Origin of the sequence: Bradyrhizobium sp. LA2.1 (assembly GCF_040547725.1) — a bacterium.
GTDB lineage: Bacteria > Pseudomonadota > Alphaproteobacteria > Rhizobiales > Xanthobacteraceae > Bradyrhizobium > Bradyrhizobium barranii.
This window is the reverse complement of the sequence record NZ_JBEPQI010000024.1, coordinates 45,059-69,765: the sequence shown is the minus strand read 5'-3', so window position 1 is coordinate 69,765 and position 24,707 is coordinate 45,059. Positions and strand designations below refer to the sequence as shown.

Below are 24,707 nucleotides of genomic sequence, written 5' to 3'. Positions count from 1 at the left end.
GCGGTTCAGGCCGCGCTGACGGCTTCGAGTTCAGCCGGCAGGAATTGCCTCTCGAACGCCTCGGCAGGCATCGGGCGGCCGAAGAAATATCCCTGCCCTTCCTCGCATCCCATGCTGACCAGGAAGTCGGCCGTGGCACGGTTCTCGATGCCTTCCGCCACGACAGTGAGCCCGAGCTGCTTGCTGAGACCGATGGTCGAGCCGACGATCGCGGCGTCGTCGGAATCGGCGAGCAGGTCAAGCACGAACGACCGATCGATCTTGAGCCCGTCGAGCGGAAACTTCTTCAGATAGCTCAGACTCGCATAGCCCGTGCCGAAATCGTCGAACAGAACGCGGACGCCGAGCTGCTGGATCCTCTCGAACATGTCGAGCACGTGGCTTTCGTCATGCAGCAGGATATCCTCGGTGACTTCGAGCTCGAGCAGCGATGGCGTGAGCCCCGTCTCCGCGAGCAGCGCCGCAACGGAATGCGCGAGGTCGCCGGACTCGAGCTGCGACGGCGAGAGGTTGATCGCGACGCGCACGCTGTTTCCGGACAATTCCCAGGCTCGCGCCTGCCGGCAGGCGGTCTCCATCACCCAGTTCGCGATCCGCTCGGACAGGGACGAGGTGTTGACCACCGGCATGAATTCCCCGGGCGAGACATAGCCGCGCGCGGGATGCCGCCAACGGATGAGCGCTTCGGCCCCGAGCAAGCTGCCGTCGACCAGCCGAACCTGTGGCTGGTAGAACAGTTCGAACTCGCCGCGATCCGCGGCAAGCGCCAGCTCGCTCTCCAGCGTCAGCCGGTTCTCCAGCTCCTGCCTGATCGCACTCTCGAAGATCACGTGGCTGCCGCGCCGCGTCATCTTTGCCTTGCTCAGCGCCAGATGACCATTGCCGAGAAGATCGTCGGCGTTGTGCCCACCTTCCGGATAGACGGCGACGCCGATGCTGATCCTGACGCGATGTTGGCGCGCGCCCGTTGCGAGCGGCGCTTCGAACGCGCGCGCGATTCGCTCGGCAAACTCCACAATCGGCTCGCCAGCCTCCGTACAATCAAGCGCGATGGCGAACTCGTCGCCGCTGAGCCGGGCTACGACCGCCTTGCCACCGACCTTGGTCCGGAGGCGCTCCGCGACGGCCCGCAGCACGAGGTCGCCGGCCGAATGTCCAAGCATGTCGTTGATCTGCTGGAAGCCATCGAGGCCGAGCACAAGCAGCGCGACGTCGGACGATCGCGGCTCCGCCGCGGCGATCAGATTGGCGAGGCTCGCATGCAGCATGTTGCGGTTGGCAAGACCGGTCAACGCGTCATGTTCGGCGAGATACCTGACGCGTTCGGCTTCGCGCTTGCGGACCGAGATGTCGCGCAGGATCGCTCCGTACTGGAAGCCGTCCGTGCCCTGCCAGCCCGAAAAGCTCGCTTCGACCGGGAACGTCTCGCCGTTCTTCCGCCGCCCCTGGAACTCGACGACGACGGCACCGCCGGGCACCAACAGCGCCTGGCGCGCAGCATCGCGCATGGCAAATGCCTTTGCGCCACCGCCGGCGGGCTCCGCACAGAGCGTTTCGAACGGACGTCCGATCATTTCGGTCGGCATGTAGCCGAAGATCGCGCTGGCGCCCGGATTCCACACCGTGATCCGGTGATCCTCGTCGGTGCAGATCAGACCGTCGCCGAGCGACATCGCGATACGATGAAAGCGGCTCTCGGCAATACGTCCCAGGAGACTACGGAAATCGATCTCGTCGAGTGCAATCGCCGTCAGATAGGCAATGATCGCAATGTGAAACAGCGACGTGTCGATGATGAGCGGCCAGCTTGCCTGCACGAGGGCAGCGGCAAGTTCCACGCCCGCTCCTGCGGCGACGAGGATGGTGACACGGACGCCCGGTGCGGAACGGCGCCACGAATACATCATCGCCAGGCAGATCAGGCCCAAGCCAATGATCATGCCGACATCGGACGTCCAGCGCAGCATCCGGTTCTGGAGGATCGATTCCGCCGCCAGGGCCTGGAGGACGGGCCCAGAGACGATCTTGCCGTTGGGAACACTGAACCGGTCGCCCAGTTCGAGGGCAGTAGCACCGACGATGATCTTCTTGTCTCTCAGCTTGTCCAAGGTCGCCGCATCGCCGCGCAGCACGTCAAAATAGGAGACACTTGGGATGGAGGCCGCACGAATGCCGAAATCGATCAGGAAGGGTGGCCGCCGATTGGCATCCTGCCCGGCCAGCACGACGGCCATCGACGGCATCACGGCATCGCCAAGCTTCTCTCCGACCGGATAGCGGCGCACGAGCCCGTCGGACTCGATCGCAACATTGACGACGGCCGGCCACGACTGGTTGCTGAACGGCTTCAGTGGACGATTGATGTGAACCGCGCCACCATTCGGCGTCGGCTGCTTGAAGGAGGACAGGATCGTCGAACCGCCGACCTCCCGAAGCGCGGTGACGAGGGCTTCGTCTGAGGCCGGATCCGATGGTGTGCTGAAATCGACGTCGAAGGCGACGTCCTGTGCCCCCGCCGCCTCGAGCCTGTGCAACAGTTCCGCGTGGAGCCGGCGCGGCCAGGGCCATATCCCGATCTGGTCGATCGAGGGGGCGTCGATGGCCACCACGACGACATTGCCGCTGGCCGTACGCGATTGCCAGGCGAAGCGCAGATCGGTGAGCGCGTTGCGAAGCGCGCCGTGCCACCCCGTGGACAGCACGACCGCAAGCGCGATCATGACGAGAATATGCGGCCGATGACGTTTCACTTTGCTCCCCTGCACCGGCGGTCCCTGCCGCCAGGCGCTCCCCCTATACCGACGACACGGTCCTAGCGATGGCCTTTGCCCCAATACCAACCGTAGTGGTGGCCATGATTGCCGTTACCGTTGCTGCCGTTATTCCCGTTTCCGCTGTTCCCGTTGCCGTTGTTGCCATTATTGCCGGTGCCACCGCTTCCGTTGCTGGTCGCGCCAGTCCCGTTGCTTGCGCTCCCAGAGCTTCCGCCGGACACATCGCTGGTCGAACCAGAGGTGGTCGCAACAGTCGTCGTCGTGTTTGACGACGTCGACGTGGCACTGGCCGCGGGTGCACTGCTGCTCACCGTAACCGCCGTGACGTTGGAGCTGTTGGCGGCCGTGGTCGTCGTGCTCGCCTTCGTATCGCTCCAGACCGTCTCGGTCCCGGTGCTGGCGTTCGCGTTGCGCACGTGCCCCGTTGTCACGGCGCCGTGGGCGAGCCCGTTCGTGACCTTGTGGATGTTCAGCTTGACCTCGCCGAGCGAACTGGAGATGCGCACGACGCCGCCTTTGGGCGCCTGACCGCCGGCCGCTTGATGCGATTGCGCCGGCGCGCCGGCCGCCTTGGTCCCCTTGTCGATCGGACCGAGCGCATGGATCGCATGGCCACTCGCCGCATTGCGCGGTGCCGACAGGCCCGATTTCGGCACCGGGACTCGCTCGATCGTCGAGGCGCGCGGCTTGCCGTGCTCGATCGGATTGAAGGTGCCGGCACCACTCAGGCTGAGGCCGGGCTTGCCGTGCTCAAAGGAGGTGGCGGCCTGTCCCGGCATGACCTGTGCGATCTGTCCGGACTTGAAGTCGGAGACTTCAACCTGGCCGCGGAGCACGCCGACCTTGGTGCTGCCAGCATTCACGGTGACGCTGAATTGCGTTCCCTTGACCACGGCGGCGAGATACGGCGTCTCGACCTCGAAATGCTTGACGTTGCGCTTCTCGACCTCGAGCAGGATCGAACCCGCCTGCTGGATGATGGTGGTCGAGAGCCCTTCCTTCTTCTCGGCCGGCAAACCGACCACCGAGTTCGGGGAGATCAAAATCGATTCCTCGCCGCGGACGAGTAGCACGCGTCCGTTGCGTCCGGTGCGAATGGTATCACCGGCCCTCAGCGTCCCTTCCTGGGTCAATGACACAGGCTGCGCGCCGTTGGCGGCAAGCCAGACCTCACCCGAGGACTTGCTGACTGACCAGACGCCATCGTCCGCGGCAGATGCGAACGAGGCCGTACCAAGGATCAGCGCGGCCACAAAGGCGCACCGCATTCCAACTCTGCCCAGCATCACGATCCTCAGTCCCGCATTACAGCCAGTCCTGAGGCGTATCCGAAATCACTCAAGAGAGAATTAGCGGGAACCGGCAAGTCCAATGGCTGCATTAACCAATCATTGACCATAAAAAACTAAGAAAAATCATGCAGCTAACGAACTCTTACCGGCTCTTGTGCACTGCTCCGTTAAACTACGGGGAGCGGCTCGTTGCGCGCATTGAGAAGCGGCATCTCCTTATGGCACTGGTGCTGGCGGCACCGATTTTCACGGGAATTTCGCAGGCGTTCGCTCAACAGGCGAACCAGCCCGGCTTCGATCCGCGGCAGCCCGAGAAATACTTTGAAAACCAAACCGAGCAGGAATCGCTGAGCCGTCCTCCGGTCACGCTGCCGGCGGTCGGCCGGCCCAACACAGGCGGGGATACGAAACCACAATTCGTGTTGCGCGGGATCGATGTCAGCGGCGCCCAAGCCATTCCCCGCGATCGCATCACCGCAGCCTATCAGTCCTATCTCGGCAAGAAGGTCTCGCAAGCCGACCTCGCCGCGATCGCCGGCGCGATCAGCGATCTCTACCGCGCAGACGGCTTTCATCTGAGCCGGGCGATCGTGCCGCCGCAGGACATCGCCGACGGTCGCGTCCGGATCCAGGTGATTGAAGGCGCCATCGTGCAGGCCGAGCTGAAAGGCGACGGCGCCGAGCAGTTTGGCGTGAGGCCGATGCTGGGGCCGGTTCTCGCCGAGCAGCCGTCGCGCCTGGCAACGCTCGAGCGTCAGCTCTTCCTCATCAACAGCGGGCCGGGCATCCGGATCACCGACACCGCGCTCGAGGAGATCGGCGGTGCCACCGGCCGCTTTCGCCTCATCGTCCATTTGAAAACCTGGCACGTCTTCTCGTCGTTCGGCGTGGATAATCTGGGCTCATCGTCGGTCGGCCCGTGGCAGACCTACGCGACCGGCGCTTTCAACTCCTACCTCACGCCCGGCGATACGCTGGCGGTCAACCTGTCGACGATTGCCAACGACCCGCGTGAGCTTGGCTTTGCGCGACTATCCTATGACGCGCCCGTCGGCGTCGATGGCGTGCGCCTCGGCGCTTCCGTCCTGTACAGCGCGGTCCGGCCGGGTGACGCCCGCCGCCTCGACAGCGACATCACCACGACAGAGGCGTTCGAGCTGCGGGCAAGCACCGTGCCCTTCATGTCGCAATCATCGGCGTTGACGCTGACCTTGGCCGGCACCTTCAGCAACGTGTCCGAGCACGATCTTTACGGCCCCTGGTACAACGACCACATCAGGACCGCGAGCCTGACCGCCGATTACCGGCTCCAGGATCGCTTCGGCGGCACCAATTTCGCGACGCTGACCTACCGCCAAGGTCTCGACATCTTCGGTGCCTCGCATTTCGACGACGATCTGCTCTCGCGCGACGGCGCCGCGTCGAACTTCTCGGTGCTGAACCTCTGGTTCACGCGCTACCAGGCCCTCAACGACGCCTGGTCGCTCAAGCTGTCGGCCGCCAGCCAGACGGCATCGCGGCCGCTGTTCATTTCGCAGCAATTCTATCTCGGCGGCGCGGCTTTCGGTCGGGGCTATGGCGCAGCCGAGATCAGCGGCGACAACGGTCTTGCCGGCTCGCTCGAGCTGCGCTTCGACCAGAAGCTCAATTTCCGCTACTGGACCGGCTATCAGCTCTACGCCTTTGGCGACGCCGGCGCAGTCTGGAACGACGGCTACCGCCTCAGCGACGGCCTGTCGCTGACATCGGCCGGAGCCGGCGTGCGGTTCTTTCTGCCGGATGATCTTCAAGCCGATCTCGGCGTAGCCGTCCCCTTGAGCTACCGGGCGCCAGACAACGAGCGCCGCAGCCCACGCTTCCTGTTCACCCTCTCGAGCGCATTCCGGCTCTGCCCCGAACGCGGCTTGGGCGGCTGCCTCTAGCTGCCGCGCTTTGAGCACACCCGGCATGCGGCCCTTTTGCGGCCTTGCTCACAGACTTGCCTAAATTTAATCCCGTAACCTGCTCACGATCGCTCGATCCGGGGGCTTGCAATGACCATTTTCAGTCGAAAGTGATTGGGACGGAACCATGAAGAGGGTGTTTGCAATCCTGGCCTTTCTCTGCGTGCTCGGCGTCGGCCAGTATTTCGTGGTCAGCCGGTTCGCGATCCGACATGAGATTTTGACCCTGTTCGATGCCTCGCGCCAACGGCCGATCTCGGTCGAGATCGCGGTGCGGCGCGACTACGAGACCAAGGCCAATCTCGGGCTCTGGAAGCTCCCGCTCGCCATCATCAGCAACGGCAACACCGTCAAGGCGACCGAGTATTCCTTCCTCGCCAACGTGCTCGCGGCGCGCGGTTATCTCGTTGCCAGCATCCAGCAGGACCTGCCGAGCGATCCGCCGTTGATGACCCATGTCGGTCAGCAATATGTCGGGCGGCGCGAGGTCTATATCCGCTGCGAGGCCAACATCCTTTTCGCCCTGGCCGAACTGAAGCGACGGCAGGAAAACACCGACTACGACCACATCACCCTCGTCGGCCATTCCAACGGTGGCGACGTCTCGATGTATGTCGCCCATCAGCACCCGGAGATCGTGTCGAAGGTGATCACGCTCGACAATCTGCGGGTGCCCTTCGTGCTCAGCGACAACCTGAAGATCCTGTCGTTCCGCTCCAAGGATCCGCATTTCCAAACCGACCCGGGCGTGCTGCCGACGCCTGAAGAGGCCAAAGCGCGCGGCATCGACATCGTCCATACCGGTGCTCAGCACACCGAGATGAGCGATCGCGGTCCCGATGCGGTCAAGGAGAAGATCCAGGCGACACTCGACCGCTTCCTACGTGACAGTGCCAGCAGCTCGCTCGCGCCGGCTGACACCAGAAGCCCGATGATCATGAACCCCGGCGACTACTAGCCGGGCCCCCTTTGCGGCAGATCAAGGCAGCTCCAGGGCGGCGACGATAGGAAGGGCCTCACCATCCCGGAGAGGCACGTGTCGCACTCCATCGAAAGCCTTGATGCGAAACGTCTCGAGACGGCAGGCCTTGGCCTGCCAGCTGCGAGGACACCGGCAATCGCACGGCATCTCTATCGTGCAACCCGCAAGCTGCTGCGGTCGATCATCGCCCGCATCGATCTCTCGCAATTTCCAGGATCGTGCTGCGGCTGAGCGCGGCATCACGCAGGATCAATTTGCGGGCACGCGGCGCACACTGGAACTCAGGACTTTCCCTTGCCGGGCTGCATGAAACTGCCGGTCATCTGGCGCATGTGGTCGCCGGCGCTGGTGAACTGGCTGCGCAGGAAGTCGGACTGGATTCGCATCGCTTCCTGAAGGTCGGTGGCATGCACGAGCTTGCGCGCGTGCTCGAACGCCGACTTCATGTTCTGCTCAGTGAACGCGAGCGCCTGCTTGGACACTTCGGTACCCGCTCCGGGAACCGACGTCATCGACTTGGTGGCAGCTTCGAAAAACATGCCGAATGCCTGTTCCGCCTGGTCGATCGTCTTTTCGGCCAGGTCGCGCAGTTCGGCCGGGACTTCGAGCTTCGGTTCGATCATGGTCATACTCCTCCCCGTTTTCCCAACTGAATACCACACTTGCCGGACCGCATTCCAGCGGCAGCCTGGGGGACAAACGTCGCCGGGCGGTCCGCTCCGGCAGGAAAACGAGGGACGAGGCGTAAGGCCGGCGCGCGGCCGGGGGTCAGGACAGGGGGTGCTCGGGAAGGGTTTCTTCGGTGCCGAGGTCTTCGACCAGCTTGATGACCTCGAAACGCTGTCGAGGCCCGAGCTTCAGGAACGCGCGAAGCAGGCGCAGACTTTCAACGGTGCTGCTCGCAGGCGCGCCGAGCTTAAGGTGCAGTTCAGCCGCGAAATTGAGGTTTTTCATCTCGCACCTATGACAAGCATCGGCCCTCGTGATCAGACGTCGAGGTCTCGCTCGAGAACCGAACACCATGACCGGACGCCATGGTGACCCTGAGATCTCGGCCGGGGCACCCGGTGGGTTAACACTCTGAACCACATGTCCATACGGACTGGCTCAACCGAACAGGTTGCAATTATGTCAAGAAACAACCCTTCCGGCAAGCCCATCCGTCGCCGTAGCGATGCTTCGTCCGCATCGCACCACGGCAATTCCGGATAACAGGAATATGGACCGTCGTCACCCACCTGCGTCAAGAAGTGGCATCACTCACGCACACGGCCTCGGTCGCTGTCAATCGGTGCGGCGTTTCGCCGTGTTTCCGGTGTGAATGAGGCCAGATTAAAGCTTCCTCGGCGTATACACGTAATTGTTGAGTCCGACCTCGGCGGTTGTATCGTCGGCGAAATGAACGTCGAGCCTCGCAGCCGGCCTGCAGCGTCTTGATCCGTCCGCCAGTGTAGCCCCCTTGGGCTGCTCGGCTCGGACGCGGTTCCCCGCACCAGGGTTTATCGGTCCGAAGATATCTCCGCCAATGAACCGTCGTTCAAGGTGGAACGACCAAGCGGTTGCGAAGCGGCCACGCAGACCACGGGCGCCATGGCTGACGGACTTCTCGATTCGGGCGCGCCTCAGCACCAAAGGACGACAGCATGCTTTCCCGCTGCGATCTCATCAAGGGCGGCGCGATCGCGCTTCTCACTTTCTCGATACAAGGCGCATGGGCGCAGGAGACCAGGATGAATCTGTTCAAGATCGTCACCATCAAGGACGAAATCGTCGTCGGATTGTCGGCGGAGGAGCTCCAGGCGCTCGGCGGCAATGATGCGAGCGCGGTTGCGCACGCGCTGGCGCAGAAGGGCGATCTCACGGTCTGGCAGTACAACGTGCATCGCGGCCCGAACGGTGAATTGCAACAGGCGCCGACCGCGAAGATCGGGCTCTTGGCCAACGCGTCTCTCCGTGTCGAGCCCTACACGACGCCTTACCAGATCGTGCCGCATCCGTAACAAGCGGCCCAGGCGCGCCTGCGGCGAGACCCGCAGGCGCACCACTACTCTCAACGCTGCTTGGCGCGCCGAGCCCGGCCTTCCGTCGCAAAGCCGTAGATCAGCGCCAGCCGGTCCAGGCATTCGCGAAAGCGCCGCGCGAAATAGTCGTTCCAGCGCTGGGTACGAACAGCGCGCCGCTCCCCGATCTGATCCATGGTCAGCCCCAGCACCAGGACGTCGTGCACCAGCGCGGCGCCATCGGTACCGAGTTCGCGCTCGACCCGGTTGAGGCGCAGCACGGCCTGGCGCTGGTCCTCGGTGACGGGCTCGCGCGAGCGCGTGCCATCGACATATTCGCGCGTCGGGTCCACCGCCTGGGGCCCGCGCTCCGCCCTCTCCCAGTCGTTCTGGAAGGCGCGCCCGCCGCGATATTGCGCCTCGTCGATCTGGTGATGCGCGTGCAACCGGCCGAGCGGATCGCCGCGGATCGAGCGGACGGCGACGATCTTCTCGCCGGCATCGAGCGCCAGCGGATTGTCGACCTCGACCTCCGCCACCTCGGCATTGAACGGCACCTCGCGCGAGCGCCGATCGTAGATTCCAGTCAATCTGTAGGACTTGTTACGTCGTGCACCTGCCACCCGGATACTCCTCGCAAATTGAATGAATAGCGGTCCCGTCAGGCGGCAGAGATCAGCCTCAGGACGACGGGACCGGCGGCGCGAGCGGACGCAGCCTCAGACCTTCGCGTCAGGCAGGCATGCGGCGTGCAATAGCTGGAGCCCGGTTGGCGCGGATGGCCACAGAAGGCGATCCCCTCCCCGTCCTTGTCGCCACCATAGGGATAGCGGCAGTCGTCGCGCCCGAGTTCGCCTAGCGCGACCAAGCGGGGCTGGACGCCGACACAGCGCAACTTGACCCGCGCGGGTTTCATTGCGGATTTCGGTGGCGAGTTCAGGTTCGGCACCGCCGCACGGGGCGGCCCGATGAGACAGGCTCCTGACGGCAAGGACGGCACGATCGATGGACTCGTCATCCGCGCCGGCGCCGCGAGTCCAAGCCGCTTGGCGCGGCCGGCCACCGCGTTGCGTGTGTAAGCCGTTCCAAACCTTCCGTTTATCTGTCTTCCGATCTCCGCATAAGACATTCCCTTGAGAAAATAGTCGCGAAGCGCGTCGGAGTGCTCCGACGGCCAATGACCCGGTTCCATGCTGCTGTCCTGTGATGCGCCTCCTCCGATCGTTCGATCGCGAGGCGGATCCTACATTCCGGTATTCCGAAGCAACTGTCAAGCGACAATTCTGATATTCATAATTGCATCAATTCCGAATTTCGGATTACAAGAGGCGGGACGATGGGCAATCGAGGGAATCACCATGTTGGACGTTGCAATGATCGAGCGGGGCCTGGAGAAGACGGGCAAGAGCAAGGGCGGCCTGGCGGCGGCCATGGGCGTGCGGCCGGGCGCGGTGTCGGAGATCCTGGGCGGCGAACGCCTGGTGAAGGCGTCCGAAATCATTCCGATCATGGAATATCTTGAGCTCAATCTCGCGCCGATCATGGGCCGCGTCGGGGCCGGCGCTGTGATCGAGCCCGATTATGAACAGGTTCCCCCGGAAGGCCTCGGCGATATCGCGCTGCCGTTCCCGATCATGGAAGAGACCGTCGCCTTCGAGATCGTCGGCGATTCGATGCTGCCCAAATACGAGAGCGGCGACGTGATCGTCGTCTACAAGGACCAGCGCCATCCGCTGTCGAGCTTCTACGGTGAAGAGGCCGTGGTCCGGCTAAAGACCGGTGAACGCTATTTGAAGACCATCGAACGCGGGAAAACTCCCTCCGTCGTCAATCTCAACAGCTTCAACGCCAAGCCGATCGTCGGCGTCAAGCTCGAGTGGGTCGGCGAGATCTGCCTGTCCATGCCCAAGGGCCAACTCGAGCGGCTGCGCGCCAAATCGGCACGCCCTCGCAAGAAGAGCAAATAAAGGTCGATTTCCGATTTTTGGAAATCACCCTTGACTTAATTCTGTTTTTCGAAAATACTCTGCCGCGCTCCCGGCTACGGGGCGCGGCAGGATCGTTTCATGCAGTATTTCGTCGTGATGATCGACTATGGGCGGCGCGGACGCGAGGCGGTCGTCGATCCCGAAATCACAAGGCGCGAGGTCATCTCCCGCGTCGCCTCGGGTGAATATCGAAACATCTCGTTCATCCACGAAATCGCGGAGAATGCGGTCGAGGACGTGACCGAGGCGATCCTGACCGAGGCCGCCCTCCCCCAGGTTCCGCCTGAAGAAGTCGACCTCCAGGCGATCCGTCTCGATCACGACCGCGACCTGCGTAAGCACGAGAAGACCTGACGCAGGCCCAAACGGCCTGCGTCACTGCCCGGCCGGATATCACACCGTGAGAACGGTTGATCCCGTGGTCTTGCGCGCAGCGAGATCGGCATGCGCTTTGGCGGCATCCTTCAGTGGGTAGGTCTGGTGCACCTCGATCTTGACCGCGCCGGACTTCACGACGTCGAACAGCTCGTTCGCCATCGCGACCAGGGCCTCGCGCTTGGCAGCGTAGGTGAACAGCGTCGGACGGGTGACGTAGAGCGAGCCCTTCTGCGCGAGCAGGCCGAGATTGAGCGGCTCGACAGCGCCGGAGGACGCACCGAACAGCGCGGCAACACCGAGCGGCGCAAGACAATCCAGCGACTTCAGGAACGTATCCTTGCCGACGGAATCATAGACCACCGGCACCTTCTTGCCGCCCGTGATCTCGTCGACGCGCTTCACGAAATCCTCGCGCGTGTAGATGATCACATGATCGCAGCCATGTGCCTTGGCGAGCTTTGCCTTCTCGTCGCTGCTGACGGTGCCGATCACTGTCGCGCCGAGATGTTTTGCCCACTGGCTCAGGATCAGACCGACGCCGCCGGCCGCGGCATGGAGCAGGATGGTGTCGCCGGCCTTCACGCGATAGGTCTGCCGGATCAGATATTGGGTGGTGAGCCCCTTCAGCATCATGGCCGCCGCGGTCTTGTCATCGACACCATCAGGCAGCTTCAACAGCCGGTCGGCCGGGATCAGCCGCGCCTCGGCATAGGCACCGAGCGGCGAGGCACCATAGGCAACGCGATCGCCGGGCTTCAGATCGGTGACACCCGAGCCGACTTCCTCGACGATTCCGGCCGCCTCGCTGCCAAGACCGCTCGGCAATTGTGCCGGATACACGCCGGAGCGATTGTAGATGTCGACGAAGTTGAGGCCGACCGCCGTGTGGCGAATGCGCGCCTCGCCAGGTCCGGGCTTGCCGACACTGACCTCCTCCCAGACCAGGACTTCAGGACCGCCGGTCTTGTGAAAGCGAATGGCATGCGTCATGGGCGTTGCTCCCTTATTGTTGCAGTGAAGGTCCGTGGAAAACGGATCGGCCTGTGAAATAGGAATTCGGTCGGCCCGTTACAGTACAGAGACGTAACAAGAATGTCACAGCGAACGACAAACGCCTGCCGTTCCGCCTCTGTTCGAAAGAGTTGATGACGGCACCGGCGCGTTCCGGCAGTAGCCTTTTCGCGGGGTTTGGTGGTCGCCTGCGAAGGAGAGCCGAGATGCCAGCTTATGTACAGCATCATCAGGACATCGAAATCGCGCCTGTAATTTGTCCCGCCTGCATGGGGTTCCTGCCGATGTACGTCCGCGAGGTCGAACCGCATTGGGGCCTTGCCAGGATCGACTTCGTCTATGAATGCGCGGACTGCGGCGCGGAAGTCCGGCAGACCATCCGCAAGCCGGAGCTGCGGCACTGACCGCACGATCAGCCATCGCTTAAGTATTTGCGCTGAACGGAAAAAGCGACGTTCTGCGCGGGTCAGGCCGTCCCAAACGAGGCTTGTTCTTTGCCGGGAACGCAGGCAGAACAAGCCTCAAGCAAGACCTTTGGGAGCGCCCTTTCGTGGCTGAACAGAAGGCCTCGACCTCGATCGAGGCAGTGGAGAGCGGCCTCGCCGCGCAAGGCTATATCGCGAGCCGGCAGATCGCGACCGCCGTCTATTTGTCGCAGCAGATCGAGAAGCCGATTCTGGTCGAAGGCCCCGCGGGCGTCGGCAAGACCGAGCTTGCCAAGGCCATTGCCGCCTGGCGCGGCATGAAGATGATCCGCCTGCAATGCTACGAGGGCCTCGACGAGGCCAAGGCGCTCTACGAGTGGAAATACGCAAAGCAGCTTCTCTATACCCAGATCCTCAAGGACAAGCTCGGCGAAGTCCTCGGCGGCGCGCAGACGCTGCATGACGCACTCAATCAGCTCCACGATTTCGGCGACGTGTTCTTCTCGAAGGAGTTCGTCGAGCCGCGGCCGCTGCTCCAGGCGCTGGAGCAGCCGGGCGGCTGCGTGCTGCTGATCGACGAGATCGACAAGTCCGACGCTGAATTCGAATCGCTGCTGCTGGAAATCCTCTCCGATTTCCAGGTCACGATCCCGGAGCTCGGCACGGTCGCGGCGATCACGCCGCCGACGGTGATCCTCACCTCCAACAGCGAGCGTGACCTCGGCGACGCCCTGAAGCGGCGCTGCCTGCATCTGCATATCGGCTTCCCCGAGCAGCGGCTCGAAGAACGCATCGTCGAGAGCCGCGTCTCCGGCATCTCGCAGGCGCTGCGCCGGCAGATGGTCGGCTTCATCCACGAGATCCGCTCGCTCGACCTGAAGAAGCTGCCTTCGGTCAGTGAGACCATCGACTGGGCGCGCGTTCTGGTTCTACTTCAGGCCTCGGAGCTCGATACGGAGATCGTCAAGGACACGCTCAATGTGCTCCTGAAATACGAGGCCGATATCGAGGCGGCTCAGCCCCAGATTACGACCTTTATTGCCAAGGCGGCACGGTCCAACGTCTTCGGTTGACGCCGATGCGCGAGAACCTTCATCGTTTCTTTCGAGCGGCGCGCGGTGCCGGCGTGCATGTCTCGCCCGCCGAAAGCATCGATGCGATGCGCGCGGTCAAGCAGGTCGGCTTTTCCGACCGGGCCATCCTGCGCGATGCGCTGCTCCTGACGCTCGCCAAGTCGCAGGACGAGAAGCTCGCCCTCGGCGACTGCTTTGATCTCTTCTTCAGCCAACCAGAGCCGCGGCAGGATCAACCCGAGGCCGACGACAACGACGACGCATCGCAGGACGCGGATCAGACCCCCTCACCCGGCTCGGCCAGTGAAGCAGGCGAAGGCCAGGCTTCCGAAGCATTAGGCCCGCTTGCGCAGATGCTGCTGTCGCAGGATCGCAACGCGATCGCAGCCGCGATCGCCAGCGCTTCCGGTGCGGCTTCGCTGTCCGACATCCGCTATTCGACTCAGCGCGGGATCTTTTCCAGCCGCATCCTCGACGCCATGGGCCTTCAGCGCCTGCGCGACGATCTCGACGCGCTCACCGCGACCAATCCGTCGCTGGCCGAGCGTCTGCGCGGCGCGCTGGACGCGTTGCGCGAAGCAGTCCGCGACACGGTCTCGCAAGGCCTTGCGCTCTATGCCCGCGAGGAGGCCGAAAACCTCCGCAACGAGATCCTGCGCAACGCGCCTCTCGCCCGCATCGAGCGGCGCCAGGTCGCGGAGATGCGCGCGCTCATCCGCCAGATCGCGCGGCGCCTGCGCGAGCGCTACTCGAAGCCGCGCAAGCGCCAGCGCCGCGGCCATCTCGACGTCCGCCGCACACTGCGCCGCAACGCGGCCTGGGGCGGCGTGCCCTTCCTCACCGCGTGGAAGCGCAAGCACCGCGACCGGCCGAAGATCGTCGCCATCTGCGACGTCTCAGGCTCGGTCGCGCAGGTCTCCGATTTCTTCCTGCTCCTGATCCACTCGCTGCACGAGGTGGTCGACGACGTCCACTCCTTCGCCTTCTCCTCGCATCTGATCGAGGTCAGCGAGATCCTGGAGAAGAAGTCGCCGGAAGAGGCGATGGCCGAGATCATGTCCAAGGTCGGCTTCGGCTCATCCGACTACGGCTCTTCGCTCGTCGATTTCGAGAAGGAGTTTATGAGCACGCTGACGCCGCAGACCACGGTGATCGTGCTCGGCGACGCCCGCAGCAACAATCTCGACCCGCGCGCCGACATCCTGCGCCGCATCTCCGAACGCTCGAAGCGCGTGGTCTGGCTCAATCCCGAAGGACGGCTCGCCTGGGGCTTCGGTGATTCCGAGATGCCGCGCTACGCGACCTTCTGCACTGTCGTGCGCCAATGCGCCACCGCACAGCAGCTCGAGCGCGCCGTATCCGACATCGTGGCGACTTATCAGTAGACGGCAATCACGTCCGCCGCTGGCGTCAGGCGGCAGTCAGCTCGGCCTGGACGAGGTTGCACTCCCGAAAGTGATGCGCAATTTCGTCGAGCGCGCGCTGCTCCCATTCCTGGGCCTGCGCGAGCCAGAACGCCCGTCGCTCCGAATCCAGCGCCGCCCGCTCTCGGCAGAGGAATTCCTGACTGCGAATTGCCATCAGCCTGTTCATGCACTCACACTCCTGTCGTGTGAAGCCAATCCCCTGCGAATCAACGTAGCAGAGTCCAGTCAGAGTCCAATCGCCCTCGCTTCACGATTTCTGTGCATATCGCGACGCGCAATGGGACAGTGATGCTTCCCGTGCACTGCGGTAACTCTCGCCGCACGATCAAGCGCACATCATCAATTAGTGATCGGAGACCGGGACGATTTTCGTGCGCGAACGATCTTAACTGTTGTGGCGCAATGACGTGCGGCAATTCGTGAAGAGAGGTTCTAAACAGCTTACCGAATTCCCGACTCATTGTCGTCGCATGGTGTTCATGCGGTGCCGCTAACAGGGGCTCGCGAACTTGGACTATCGCTTGAGGCAACATGAGCAACGACATCGACTTCGATCTTTCGCCGGACCAATGGGAAGCGCTGAAAGCGCTTCGCAACCCCGTGTCGAATGGTCGCCTCTCGAAGGCCTATCTCGTCGAAGGTCTCGTCAAGCTCGGTCTCGTTGTTGTCAATGACGGCGTACCTTCGATGACGCCAACCGGACGCAAGGTGCTGGTGCGCGGATCGTGCCGGCTACTGGATCTCGTGGCGTGACGAGACTGTCCGCCCGCAACGGCTCTGCGTGATCGCCTGAAAAACAATCTCTTGCGTTCCCGCTGACAGCGCGTCGCGGGGACGACCTCAACCCGCCAAGGTAACGATCAAAGGTCCATTTCGGGTTGCGACAACCGTGTGCTCGTACTGAACGGTAGGCGCCTCGGGGCTGCTGTAGAGCGTCCATGGATCGTCATCACCGTTCTCGGCCCACTCCGCGCCAAGCGACAGGAACGGCTCGACGGTGAACACCAGGCCATCGCTCATGATGCGGCGCTCGGAGCGATCGAGCCATGTCGCGATCTCCGTCGGCTCCTCGTGGAGCGACAAGCCGACACCGTGACTGGCTAGGTTCTTGACGAGCATGTAGCCGTTTTTCCGCGCAAACGTCCCGATGGCCTGACCGATGCCGGCAATCGGTTTGCCGGCTCCGACCTGCCGCAGGCCCGTCCACATCGCCCGCCGACCATCCCTGCAAAGACGCTCGATCGAACGGGTCACGGGCGAAACGGCGAACGAGGCTCCCGTATCGGCAAAGAAGCCGCTCTTCTCGGCCGAGACGTCGATGTTGACGAGGTCGCCACGCTCGATCCGCCGGGCACCCGGGATGCCATGAGCGATCTCTTCGTTCACGCTGATGCAGGTTGCGCCAGGAAAGGCATAGGCCAGTTCCGGCGCCGAACGCGCTCCGGCGACCTCAAGGAGCGCTCGTCCGATCCGGTCGAGTTCCGCGGTGGTCATGCCGGGCTCGAGGGCCTTCCCCATCCCCTCAAGGGCATTGGCGACGATACGCCCGACCTCTTTCAGGCAGATCAGATCGTTCTCATTCGAGATTGTCATATCAGGCTCTTGCGAAAGCCGGGACATAGCTGTTGCGATGCCGACTTGCAAACGGAAGAGCGCGCACAAGAATCCCCGATTATGCGGCGCCCTGGATGACTTCCAGGACCAAGCCGCGACAATCTGGCACGGTTGTTGCCCCTTTTGACGTCCAAGACGCGTCAAACCGGGGGAGTCCACCATGTCGACCATCACCGCGGCACCTACCGCCGAGCCGAAGCCGCTCTACACCTCGCTGTTCGTCCAGGTCCTCGCCGCGCTGGTGCTTGGCGTCATCCTGGGGATGGCCGTTCCGGACTTCGCCATCGGGCTCAAGATCCTCAGCGACGCCTTCCTGAAGCTGATCTCGATGATCGTAGCCCCGATCGTGTTCTGCGTCGTCGTGCACGGCATTGCCGGTGCCGGCGACCTCAAGAAGGTCGGCCGGGTCGGCGTCAAGGCGCTGGTCTATTTCGAGGTGATGACGACGGTCGCCCTCGTGGTCGGTCTGCTGCTCGCCTATCTCTTCGGTCCCGGCCACGGCATGAACATCGATCCCTCGACGCTCGACGCCAAGGCGCTCAACACCTATGCCGACAACGCGCACAAGCTGTCCGGCGGCGGCATCGGCGCCTTCCTGATGAACGTGATCCCCAGCACCTCCTTCGATGCGCTGTCGCGCAACGACGTGCTCCAGGTGCTGTTCTTCGCGATCCTGTTCGGTGTCGGCCTTGCGCTCGTCGGCGGTGAGAAGGGCGCGCTGGTCACATCGATCATCGACGCGGCCTCCACCGTGCTGTTTCGGGTCATGGGGCTGATCGTGCGGGTCGCGCCGCTCGGCGTGCTCGGCGCGGTCGCCTATACCGTCGGCAAATACGGTGTCGGCTCGCTGAAGCAGCTCGTTTCGCTGGTGATGCTGTTCTACGTCTCGGTCGGCATCTTCGTGCTGGGCGTGCTCGGCGGCGTGATGGCGCTCGCCGGAATCAACATCCTCAAATTCCTCGCTTACCTGCGCGAAGAGTTGACCATTGTGCTCGCGACCGCGTCCTCCGATGCCGTGCTGCCGCAGATCATGAAGAAACTGGAGCGGATGGGCGTGAAGGATTCCGTCGTCGGCCTCGTCATCCCGACCGGCTATTCCTTCAACCTCGACGCTTTCTCGATCTACCTGACGCTCGCCGTCGTCTTCATAGCGCAGGCGACCAACACGCCGCTGTCCTTCGGCGACCTTCTGCTGGTGCTCGGCGTCTCGCTGATCACGTCGAAGGGCGCGCACGGCGTGCCGGGCTCGGCGATCGTGATCCTGGCCGCGACGCTCAACGCGGTGCCGAGCATTCCCGCCATCGGCCTCGTGCTGGTGCTGTCGGTCGATTGGTTCATCGGCATGGCCCGCGCGGTCGGCAACCTCGTCGGCAATTGCGTGGCGACGGTGGTGGTGGCCGCCTGGGAAGGCGATCTCGACCGCGCCAAGGCGGCCAAGGTGCTGGAGGGCGGCGAACTGGTGGACGTGACCGCGGGATAGGCCGCGGATCAATCATTCCACTGGAGGAGCGGCGTTCCATACGCCCTCCTCCAGACCGACAGGAAGCGCGGAAACCAGGAGTGCGCCACGGCGCCCTTATAGGCCCAGGTGCGATACTTGAGCCCCTGCTCCGAGATCAGCTCCTGATAGCCGCCATGGACCTCGGTCGCGGTCCGAATGTCCTTCAATATCCCCTGCGCGCAAGCCCGATAGGTATCGCTCCCTGAGGCTTCATCAAAATCCAGCATCCGATCCGCGAATTCGACATTGAATGTCGGCCACGACGAACGCCCCTGATAGGCCGGCGCCGCGATCTTGTGGATCATCTTGTTCCGTGGATTATCCGCGGACACCAGGAAGTGGAACGTGCTGGGGATGCGAAAGCGCGGCTCGGCGATGATCAGATCCGTCGTAGCCGCAAACAGCGACCGCTCGCTAGCATCGTTCATGTCCCAGAAGCCGCGATGCACGCTGACGAAATCCAGGGCCACCAAGGACACCGGTGCGCCCGCCGGGCCGTCAAGCGAATGCCTGATATAGCCGTCCTTGCCGAACAAGCGGAGCAGATCTCTCTTGTACTGCGCAAGGTCGCGACCGAGCAGCCGCTTCAGTTCGTTCTCGTCGACGATCCCGAGCTGCACGCCCCACACGAACGTCGTGTAGACGCAGGCGTTGGTGACGAAGCGCCTGCGCTCGGCCCGCGTATCCGTTGCCGCAGAGCGAGGTCCGCCGGCATCGCACAGCAAATACCTGGTACCGTCGGCGTCGAACGGCTCAAGCTCACTCGCAAGCCGGAGGATCGCGCGCTTCAGGTCGACGCCATATTCGGCCAGCAGCAGGCGGCCGGCATGTGCGCATTGCGACATCGCCAGATAGGATGACGCTCTCTCGTCGGCACCAATCATCTGCTGGAGACCGGCGAGAATGCCGAGCAGCGTGTCCGAGGGCCGCGAGAAATAATTCACGCCGAGGTACCGCCCGCGCCCCGCAGGAACGATCGTCGTCGTGACCACGTCGGCGCGAACCGCCTCCAGCAGCAGGCGAACGCTCTTTTCGAGCAGGCGCGCCCGGCGCACTGCGTCCTGCGAATCCATGATGGTTTCGGGATCGAGAACGTCGGGATAAAACCAGGCGAAGTCGCGCGGGTAATAGGCGGAAGCATGTGGCGCCCCCGTGACGAGGAAGGCCTCGGTCACCGAAAAGGCACTGTCCATCGAGTGCCGGTAGAGATCCTCGATGTCCGACAACGCATGATGCGATTGTCTCAGGAAGCGATCACCGAGAAAATTGACCGCCTGAAGCGCGTTGGCGACGAAGGTCGCAGCCATCCCCTGGTAGAACCGGTTTTCACGATGCGATGGAAAAGAGATGTCGCTGTTCATATGCGTCAATCGGCTGATGTCTCGTGACCCCGTGATGGCGGTCACCATTTTAAACATGACTGATTCGTATCTCTACCCGGTGACTTGCGGGCTTCGGGCTATCAGTTCGCGCCGGCACGGCCCTCCTGCGGCCTGAAATTCTCGATCACCCGCAGCAGCACGCGCGCGCCGGCGTCGGCATCGGCGAGCTCGACGTGCTCGTCCGGGTGGTGGCTGATGCCGCCGCGGCAGCGGACGAAGATCATGCCGACATCGGCGATATCGATCATCGCCATGCCGTCGTGCCCTGCCCCGCTCGGCAGCTCGAACACCGACGCGCCTTCGGCGGCGATCGCCTGCGCGATCTGGTCCTTCAGCCAGGGTGCGCAAGGCGCGGTGCGATTCTCGTGAGTGACGTCGAGCTGAAGCGCCAAATGCCGGCGCTTGGCGATGGCCTCGATCTGCCGGACGACGTCGGCGACCGCGCGCTTGCGATGCATGTCGGTCGGTGCCCGCATGTCGATGGTGAACGACACGTCGCCCGGGATGACATTGGTCGCCCCGGGCCTCGCCTGGATATAGCCGACGGTGCCGACCAGCCCGCCCGCGTCGGTGCGGCAAAACTGCTCGATCGCGCCGATGCATTCGGCTGCGCCGGCGAGCGCATCACGGCGCAGCGCCATCGGCACGGTGCCGGCATGACCGGCCATGCCGGTCAGCCGCGCAGCGAGCCGTGTCGCGCCCGCAATCGCAGTGACGACCCCGACGGGCAGGTTCCGGGCTTCCAGCACCGGGCCCTGCTCGATGTGCAATTCGAGATAGGCGAGCAGTTCGCGCCGGGCCCGCGCGGCCGCGCCGATGTGATCGGGATCGAGGCCGAACGCGACGAGCGCATCGCGCATCGACACGCCGTCGCGGTCGCGCGTGTTCAGGACGCTCTCGTCGAAGGTGCCCGCCACCGCCCGGCTTCCGAGCAGCGTCGAGGCGAAACGTACCCCCTCTTCGTCGGCAAAGCCGATCACCTCGATCGCGAACGGCAGGCGCTTGCCGCGGCGATTGAGATCGGCGACGCAGGCGATCGCCGTGATCACCCCCAGCGGCCCATCCCATTTGCCGGCATCGCGCACCGTGTCGTAGTGCGAGCCGAGCATCAGGCAGGGCGCCCCCGGCTGCTCGCCTTCGTAGCGTCCGCAGACATTCCCGATCGCATCGAGATGCGCGCTCATGCCGGCTTCGCGCATCCAGCCCAGGATGATGTCAGCGGCCTTGCGCAGCTCGTTGGTGAGATAGATGCGGGTGAGCTTGTCGCCGTCTTCCGAGATCGCGGCGATCTCGTCGATCCGTCGCACGATCTCCTCGCCGAGCGATGCATTCTGAACGGCGTTACCAGCAACCATCTCGGCGAGCTTCCCATCTCTTGGGACCGCGGCGGCGGCGGTCCTGGCGGCAATCGATACAAGTTCGGTGCCAGCGAAAAATCACGAACGCGATCCCGATCCGCGCGTGGGTAGCATGAATGCGGGTTGCCGGCAGACCGCAGCTCCCGTCACGCGCACACGCGAGCTGGCCTGCTGCTCAACTCCATTGCATACAACTTCTATATTTTGCTCAAAAATTAATCTGCCAGCTTACTCGGCAGGATTCTGAAAATTTATAAACACGATATTTTTCAATGGCTTCAGATCAATTGACCACTCGGTGGCCTCTGGCACGAAGCTTGCGACATCTTATCCCCGGGCTCCGCCAGACCGGCGCGGCCGCGAGATTAAGGCGGGACATCCGCCAAGGGGAGCGAGCAATGGATTTCGGCAAGATTTCACGACGTCATTTGTTGCAGGGCGGCGCGGCCCTGACCCTCGGTGCGGCGGCGGGCGTCCGTTCCGCCTTCGCGGCCGATACCACCATCGGCTTCATCTATGTCGGCTCGCGCGACGACTACGGCTACAACCAGGCGCATGCGCAGGGCGCGGCGGCACTGAAGAAAATTCCGGGGCTGAAGGTCGTCGAGGAAGAGAAGGTGCCGGAGACCGACGCGGTCGAGAAGACGATCGAGTCCATGATCAACCTCGACGGCGCTACCCTGCTCTTCCCAACCTCGTTCGGCTACTACAACCCTCACATGATCAAGATGGCCACCAAGTTCCCGAAGCTGCGCTTCGAGCACTGCGGCGGCCTGTGGAGCGACAAGGATCCGAAGAACGCCGGCAGCTATTTTGGCTATATCGACGAGGCCCAGTACATCTCGGGCATCGTTGCCGGCTACACCTCCAAGAGCGGCAAGCTCGGCTTCGTTGCCGCCAAGCCGATCCCGCAGGTGCTGCGCAACATCAACGCCTTCGCGCTCGGCGCCAGGCTCGCCAATCCCAAGGCCACCACCCAGGTTATTTTCACCGGCGATTGGTCGATGCCGGTCAAGGAGGCCGAAGCCACCAACAGCCTGATCGATCAGGGCGTCGACGTACTCACCTGCCACGTCGACGGTCCGAAGACCATGGTCGAGAACGCCGCACGCCGCGGCGCCTTCGTCTGCGGTTATCACACCAACCAGTCGCCGCTGGCGCCGAAGGCGTATCTCACCGGCGCCGAGTGGAATTGGGAAGCGCTCTATCCGAAGTTCGTCAAGATGATCGCCGCCGGCGAAAGCATCCCGAACTTCTATCGCGGCGGACTCAAGGAAGAGATCGTCAAGACCTCGCCCTACAGTGAGGCAGTCTCCGCCGAAGCGCGCAAGCACGCCGACGAGGTCAAGGCCAAATTCCTGTCGGCGGAGGGCTACGCCATCTTCAAGGGCGGGTTGGTCGACAACAAGGGCAAGACGGTGATCGCGGCCGGCACCGATCGCTGCCAGAAGGATCCCGAACTGGAGAAGATGGACTACCTGGTCGACGGCGTGATCGGAGCGACTTCGTGACAACGGAAGCCGCGGATTCCACTGAAGCGGCCGGGACAATTGCCCCGGCCGCCGGTCCCGGCTTTCTTCAGCGCCACGGCGCGACAATCGAATACGTCCTGATCCCGGGCGCGGCGCTGGCCGGCGCGCTCGTGATCTTCGGCATCTTCGTCGCGATGTTCGGCAAGAACCCGCTCGACCTCTATTTCTACATGTACTACGGCGCTTTCGGCACCTGGTTCTCCTGGCAGAATACGTTGACGCGTGCCGCGCCGCTGATCCTCACCGCGCTCTGCACCGCACTGCCGGCACAGCTCGGCATGGTCATCATCGGCGGCGAAGGCGCGCTCCTGATCGGCGCGCTGTCGGCGACCAGCGCCGCGCTGGCGCTTCAGGGTATGCCGCCGCTCGTCGTTCAAATTGCCATGGTCATCGGCGGCGTGATCGGCGGCGGCCTGTGGATCATGCTGTCGGGCGGCTTGCGCCAGTATCGCGGCGTCAACGAGACCATCTCGAGCCTGCTGCTCGTCTACATCGCGCTCGCGATCCTCAACCATCTTGTTGAGGGGCTGATGCGCGATCCCGCCAGCCTCAACAAGCCGTCGACGCGCGAGATCGGCGCCGCCAACATGATCGGCAGCATTCCCGGCACCGACGTGCATTGGGGCCTCGTCTTCGGCCTGATCGCCGCGATCGCTGCCTACGTCCTGATCTATCACACCGTGTTCGGCTTCGCCGCGCGCGTCGCCGGCGGCAACATCCGCGCCGCAAAGATCGTCGGTCTCGGCGTCAGCAAGCTGATCCCGACCGTCTGCTTCCTCGCCGGCGGCGCCGCGGGCCTTGCCGGCATGGTCGAGGTCGCCGCCGTGCAGGGACGCACCAACGCCAACCTTGCGGCGGGCTACGGCTTCACCGGCATTCTCGTCGCCTTCCTCGCCCGGCAGAATCCGCTCGCGATCATTCCTGTCGCGATCCTGCTCGGCGGCATCAGCGCCAGCGGCGGCCTGCTCCAGCGCCGTCTCGGATTGCCCGACGCATCCGTTCTGGTGCTTCAGGGCATCATCTTCGTCTTCGTGCTGGCCAGCGATGCACTTTACGGCCGCATTGGATTGTTGAAGGGAAAATCCTGAGATGGCAGACGGATCGATCGGGCTCTGGACTGTCCCGCTCGCCGTGCTCGGCGGCGCCATCCGCGTCTCGACGCCGTTCCTGTTCGTGAGTCTCGGCGAATGCATCACCGAGCGCTCCGGCCGCATCAATCTCGGCCTCGAGGGCACGCTGGTGATGGGGGCGATGAGCGCCTACGGCATCTCCTATCTCACGGGATCGCCCTGGCTCGGCGTGCTCGCCGCCGGCATCACAGGCGCACTGCTGGGGGCGCTGCACGCCGGTATCTGCTCGCTGCCGCGCGTCAACGATATCGCGGTCGGCATCGCGCTGATGCTGTTCGGCACCGGCCTTGCCTTCTATCTCGGCAAGCCGCTGATCGAGCCCACCGCGCCGCGCCTGCCCGCGATCGATTTTGGCTGGTGGAGCGACGTCCCGCAGGTTCGCGCCGCGCTGCGCGTCAACGTCCTGTTCCTGATCGGCGTCGCGCTGGCGCCGATCCTCTATTGGGCCTTCCGCACCACGCGCTGGGGCCTTTTGATCCGCACCGCCGGCGAGAGCTCCGACGCAGCGCGCGCGATGGGCCACTCCGTGCTGCTGATCCGCCTGCGCGCGACCATGGTCGGAGGTTTTCTTGCCGGCATCGGCGGCTCGTTCCTGTCGCTGTTCTATCCCGGCAGCTGGAACGAGGGCCTGTCCTCCGGCCAGGGCATCACCGCCGTGGCGCTCGTGATCTTCGCGCGCTGGGATCCTCTGCTCTGCCTGTGGGCCTCGCTCGCCTTCGGCGGTGCCGCGGCCCTGGGCCCTGCACTGCAATCGGTCGGCGTCACCTCCGGCTATCACCTCTTCAACGCCGCCCCCTACATCCTGACGCTGGCGATCATGATCATCACCTGCTCGCCGAAACGCACACTGACCGGAGCCCCGGCCGAATTGTCGATCACCCGTTAGAGAACGAAATC

At 63.6% G+C, this 24,707-nt stretch carries 25 protein-coding genes; 14 read left to right on the top strand and 11 right to left on the bottom strand.

Annotated elements, in window-relative coordinates; translation table 11 throughout:
* Positions 1-5 precede the first annotated feature (5 nt).
* Together ABIB95_RS35280 and ABIB95_RS35275 are read right to left on the bottom strand one after the other, a co-directional pair.
* Positions 6-2,750 (bottom strand): EAL domain-containing protein, encoded by a 2,745-nt coding sequence (locus ABIB95_RS35280; RefSeq protein WP_354246441.1) that lies wholly within the window; start codon positions 2,748-2,750, stop codon positions 6-8.
* 62 nt (positions 2,751-2,812) lie between these two features.
* Entirely contained in the window at positions 2,813-4,060 is a 1,248-nt protein-coding gene (locus tag ABIB95_RS35275) for a FecR family protein (RefSeq protein WP_354246439.1), read from the bottom strand.
* Between the two features lie 131 nt (positions 4,061-4,191).
* Between ABIB95_RS35275 and ABIB95_RS35270 the strand changes: the two genes are divergently transcribed.
* From ABIB95_RS35270 to ABIB95_RS35260, 3 genes are all read left to right on the top strand, one after another.
* Positions 4,192-5,988 (top strand): ShlB/FhaC/HecB family hemolysin secretion/activation protein, encoded by a 1,797-nt coding sequence (locus tag ABIB95_RS35270; protein WP_354246436.1) that lies wholly within the window; start codon positions 4,192-4,194, stop codon positions 5,986-5,988.
* 148 nt (positions 5,989-6,136) lie between these two features.
* Positions 6,137-6,967, top strand: coding sequence for an alpha/beta hydrolase (locus tag ABIB95_RS35265; RefSeq protein WP_063982042.1), 831 nt, complete (start codon positions 6,137-6,139; stop codon positions 6,965-6,967).
* Positions 6,968-7,045: 78 nt separating this feature from the next.
* Positions 7,046-7,222, top strand: coding sequence for a hypothetical protein (locus ABIB95_RS35260; protein WP_354246433.1), 177 nt, complete (start codon positions 7,046-7,048; stop codon positions 7,220-7,222).
* Positions 7,223-7,272: 50 nt separating this feature from the next.
* Here the strand turns inward: ABIB95_RS35260 and ABIB95_RS35255 are convergent, their stop codons facing one another.
* Both ABIB95_RS35255 and ABIB95_RS35250 read right to left on the bottom strand, forming a co-directional pair.
* Positions 7,273-7,614: a phasin gene (locus tag ABIB95_RS35255; RefSeq protein ID WP_014493705.1), complete on the bottom strand. Its 342-nt coding sequence runs from the start codon at positions 7,612-7,614 to the stop codon at positions 7,273-7,275.
* Positions 7,615-7,759: 145 nt separating this feature from the next.
* Positions 7,760-7,945 (bottom strand): hypothetical protein, encoded by a 186-nt coding sequence (locus tag ABIB95_RS35250; protein ID WP_063982041.1) that lies wholly within the window; start codon positions 7,943-7,945, stop codon positions 7,760-7,762.
* Positions 7,946-8,634: 689 nt separating this feature from the next.
* Between ABIB95_RS35250 and ABIB95_RS35245 the strand changes: the two genes are divergently transcribed.
* Complete coding sequence (locus ABIB95_RS35245; RefSeq protein WP_028152906.1) at positions 8,635-8,991, top strand: hypothetical protein; 357 nt, start codon at positions 8,635-8,637, stop codon at positions 8,989-8,991.
* A gap of 50 nt (positions 8,992-9,041) precedes the next feature.
* On the opposite strand, the gene ABIB95_RS35240 is transcribed toward ABIB95_RS35245, so the two are convergent.
* Both ABIB95_RS35240 and ABIB95_RS35235 read right to left on the bottom strand, forming a co-directional pair.
* Positions 9,042-9,614, bottom strand: a complete 573-nt coding sequence (locus ABIB95_RS35240) for a hypothetical protein (protein WP_063982039.1) — start codon at positions 9,612-9,614, stop codon at positions 9,042-9,044.
* A 38-nt stretch (positions 9,615-9,652) separates the two neighbouring features.
* Complete coding sequence (locus tag ABIB95_RS35235; RefSeq protein WP_354246430.1) at positions 9,653-10,183, bottom strand: GcrA family cell cycle regulator; 531 nt, start codon at positions 10,181-10,183, stop codon at positions 9,653-9,655.
* A gap of 166 nt (positions 10,184-10,349) precedes the next feature.
* Between ABIB95_RS35235 and ABIB95_RS35230 the strand changes: the two genes are divergently transcribed.
* Positions 10,350-10,958, top strand: a complete 609-nt coding sequence (locus ABIB95_RS35230) for a S24 family peptidase (RefSeq protein WP_028152904.1) — start codon at positions 10,350-10,352, stop codon at positions 10,956-10,958.
* A gap of 99 nt (positions 10,959-11,057) precedes the next feature.
* Positions 11,058-11,333 carry a hypothetical protein gene (locus tag ABIB95_RS35225; protein ID WP_247303352.1) on the top strand — a complete coding sequence of 92 codons (276 nt, stop codon included), beginning with the start codon at positions 11,058-11,060 and terminating at the stop codon, positions 11,331-11,333.
* A 39-nt stretch (positions 11,334-11,372) separates the two neighbouring features.
* Here ABIB95_RS35225 and ABIB95_RS35220 read toward each other — a convergent pair whose 3' ends face one another.
* A complete protein-coding gene (locus ABIB95_RS35220; RefSeq protein WP_354246428.1) occupies positions 11,373-12,347 on the bottom strand; it encodes a quinone oxidoreductase family protein in 975 nt (324 codons plus the stop codon).
* Between the two features lie 227 nt (positions 12,348-12,574).
* Here ABIB95_RS35220 and ABIB95_RS35215 point away from each other — a divergent pair, with 227 nt between their 5' ends.
* From ABIB95_RS35215 to ABIB95_RS35205, 3 genes are all read left to right on the top strand, one after another.
* Complete coding sequence (locus ABIB95_RS35215) at positions 12,575-12,772, top strand: hypothetical protein (RefSeq protein WP_028152902.1); 198 nt, start codon at positions 12,575-12,577, stop codon at positions 12,770-12,772.
* Between the two features lie 146 nt (positions 12,773-12,918).
* A complete protein-coding gene (locus tag ABIB95_RS35210; RefSeq protein WP_354115674.1) occupies positions 12,919-13,866 on the top strand; it encodes an AAA family ATPase in 948 nt (315 codons plus the stop codon).
* A 5-nt stretch (positions 13,867-13,871) separates the two neighbouring features.
* Positions 13,872-15,251: a vWA domain-containing protein gene (locus ABIB95_RS35205; protein WP_354246425.1), complete on the top strand. Its 1,380-nt coding sequence runs from the start codon at positions 13,872-13,874 to the stop codon at positions 15,249-15,251.
* 25 nt (positions 15,252-15,276) lie between these two features.
* Here ABIB95_RS35205 and ABIB95_RS35200 read toward each other — a convergent pair whose 3' ends face one another.
* Entirely contained in the window at positions 15,277-15,459 is a 183-nt protein-coding gene (locus tag ABIB95_RS35200; protein WP_028152900.1) for a hypothetical protein, read from the bottom strand.
* Between the two features lie 365 nt (positions 15,460-15,824).
* On the opposite strand from ABIB95_RS35200, the gene ABIB95_RS35195 reads away from it, so the two are divergent.
* Entirely contained in the window at positions 15,825-16,046 is a 222-nt protein-coding gene (locus ABIB95_RS35195; RefSeq protein ID WP_028152899.1) for a hypothetical protein, read from the top strand.
* Positions 16,047-16,133: 87 nt separating this feature from the next.
* On the opposite strand, the gene map is transcribed toward ABIB95_RS35195, so the two are convergent.
* On the bottom strand, positions 16,134-16,886 hold the full coding sequence (gene map / locus ABIB95_RS35190) for a type I methionyl aminopeptidase (protein ID WP_354246644.1): 753 nt from the start codon (positions 16,884-16,886) through the stop codon (positions 16,134-16,136).
* Positions 16,887-17,067: 181 nt separating this feature from the next.
* On the opposite strand from map, the gene ABIB95_RS35185 reads away from it, so the two are divergent.
* Entirely contained in the window at positions 17,068-18,387 is a 1,320-nt protein-coding gene (locus tag ABIB95_RS35185) for a dicarboxylate/amino acid:cation symporter (protein ID WP_354246423.1), read from the top strand.
* An 8-nt stretch (positions 18,388-18,395) separates the two neighbouring features.
* Here the strand turns inward: ABIB95_RS35185 and ABIB95_RS35180 are convergent, their stop codons facing one another.
* Together ABIB95_RS35180 and ABIB95_RS35175 are read right to left on the bottom strand one after the other, a co-directional pair.
* Entirely contained in the window at positions 18,396-19,769 is a 1,374-nt protein-coding gene (locus ABIB95_RS35180) for a hypothetical protein (protein ID WP_354246641.1), read from the bottom strand.
* 101 nt (positions 19,770-19,870) lie between these two features.
* Positions 19,871-21,145: an allantoate amidohydrolase gene (locus ABIB95_RS35175; protein WP_354246421.1), complete on the bottom strand. Its 1,275-nt coding sequence runs from the start codon at positions 21,143-21,145 to the stop codon at positions 19,871-19,873.
* Between the two features lie 401 nt (positions 21,146-21,546).
* Here ABIB95_RS35175 and ABIB95_RS35170 point away from each other — a divergent pair, with 401 nt between their 5' ends.
* Genes ABIB95_RS35170 through ABIB95_RS35160 form a run of 3 tightly spaced genes read left to right on the top strand, consistent with a single transcriptional unit; the run spans position 21,547 to position 24,696 of the window.
* Complete coding sequence (locus ABIB95_RS35170) at positions 21,547-22,659, top strand: BMP family ABC transporter substrate-binding protein (RefSeq protein ID WP_354246418.1); 1,113 nt, start codon at positions 21,547-21,549, stop codon at positions 22,657-22,659.
* Positions 22,656-23,768 carry an ABC transporter permease gene (locus ABIB95_RS35165; protein ID WP_354246415.1) on the top strand — a complete coding sequence of 371 codons (1,113 nt, stop codon included), beginning with the start codon at positions 22,656-22,658 and terminating at the stop codon, positions 23,766-23,768. The genes ABIB95_RS35170 and ABIB95_RS35165 overlap by 4 nt, the downstream gene beginning before the upstream one ends.
* Before the next feature lies 1 nt (position 23,769).
* Entirely contained in the window at positions 23,770-24,696 is a 927-nt protein-coding gene (locus tag ABIB95_RS35160) for an ABC transporter permease (protein WP_038957599.1), read from the top strand.
* Positions 24,697-24,707 lie beyond the last annotated feature (11 nt).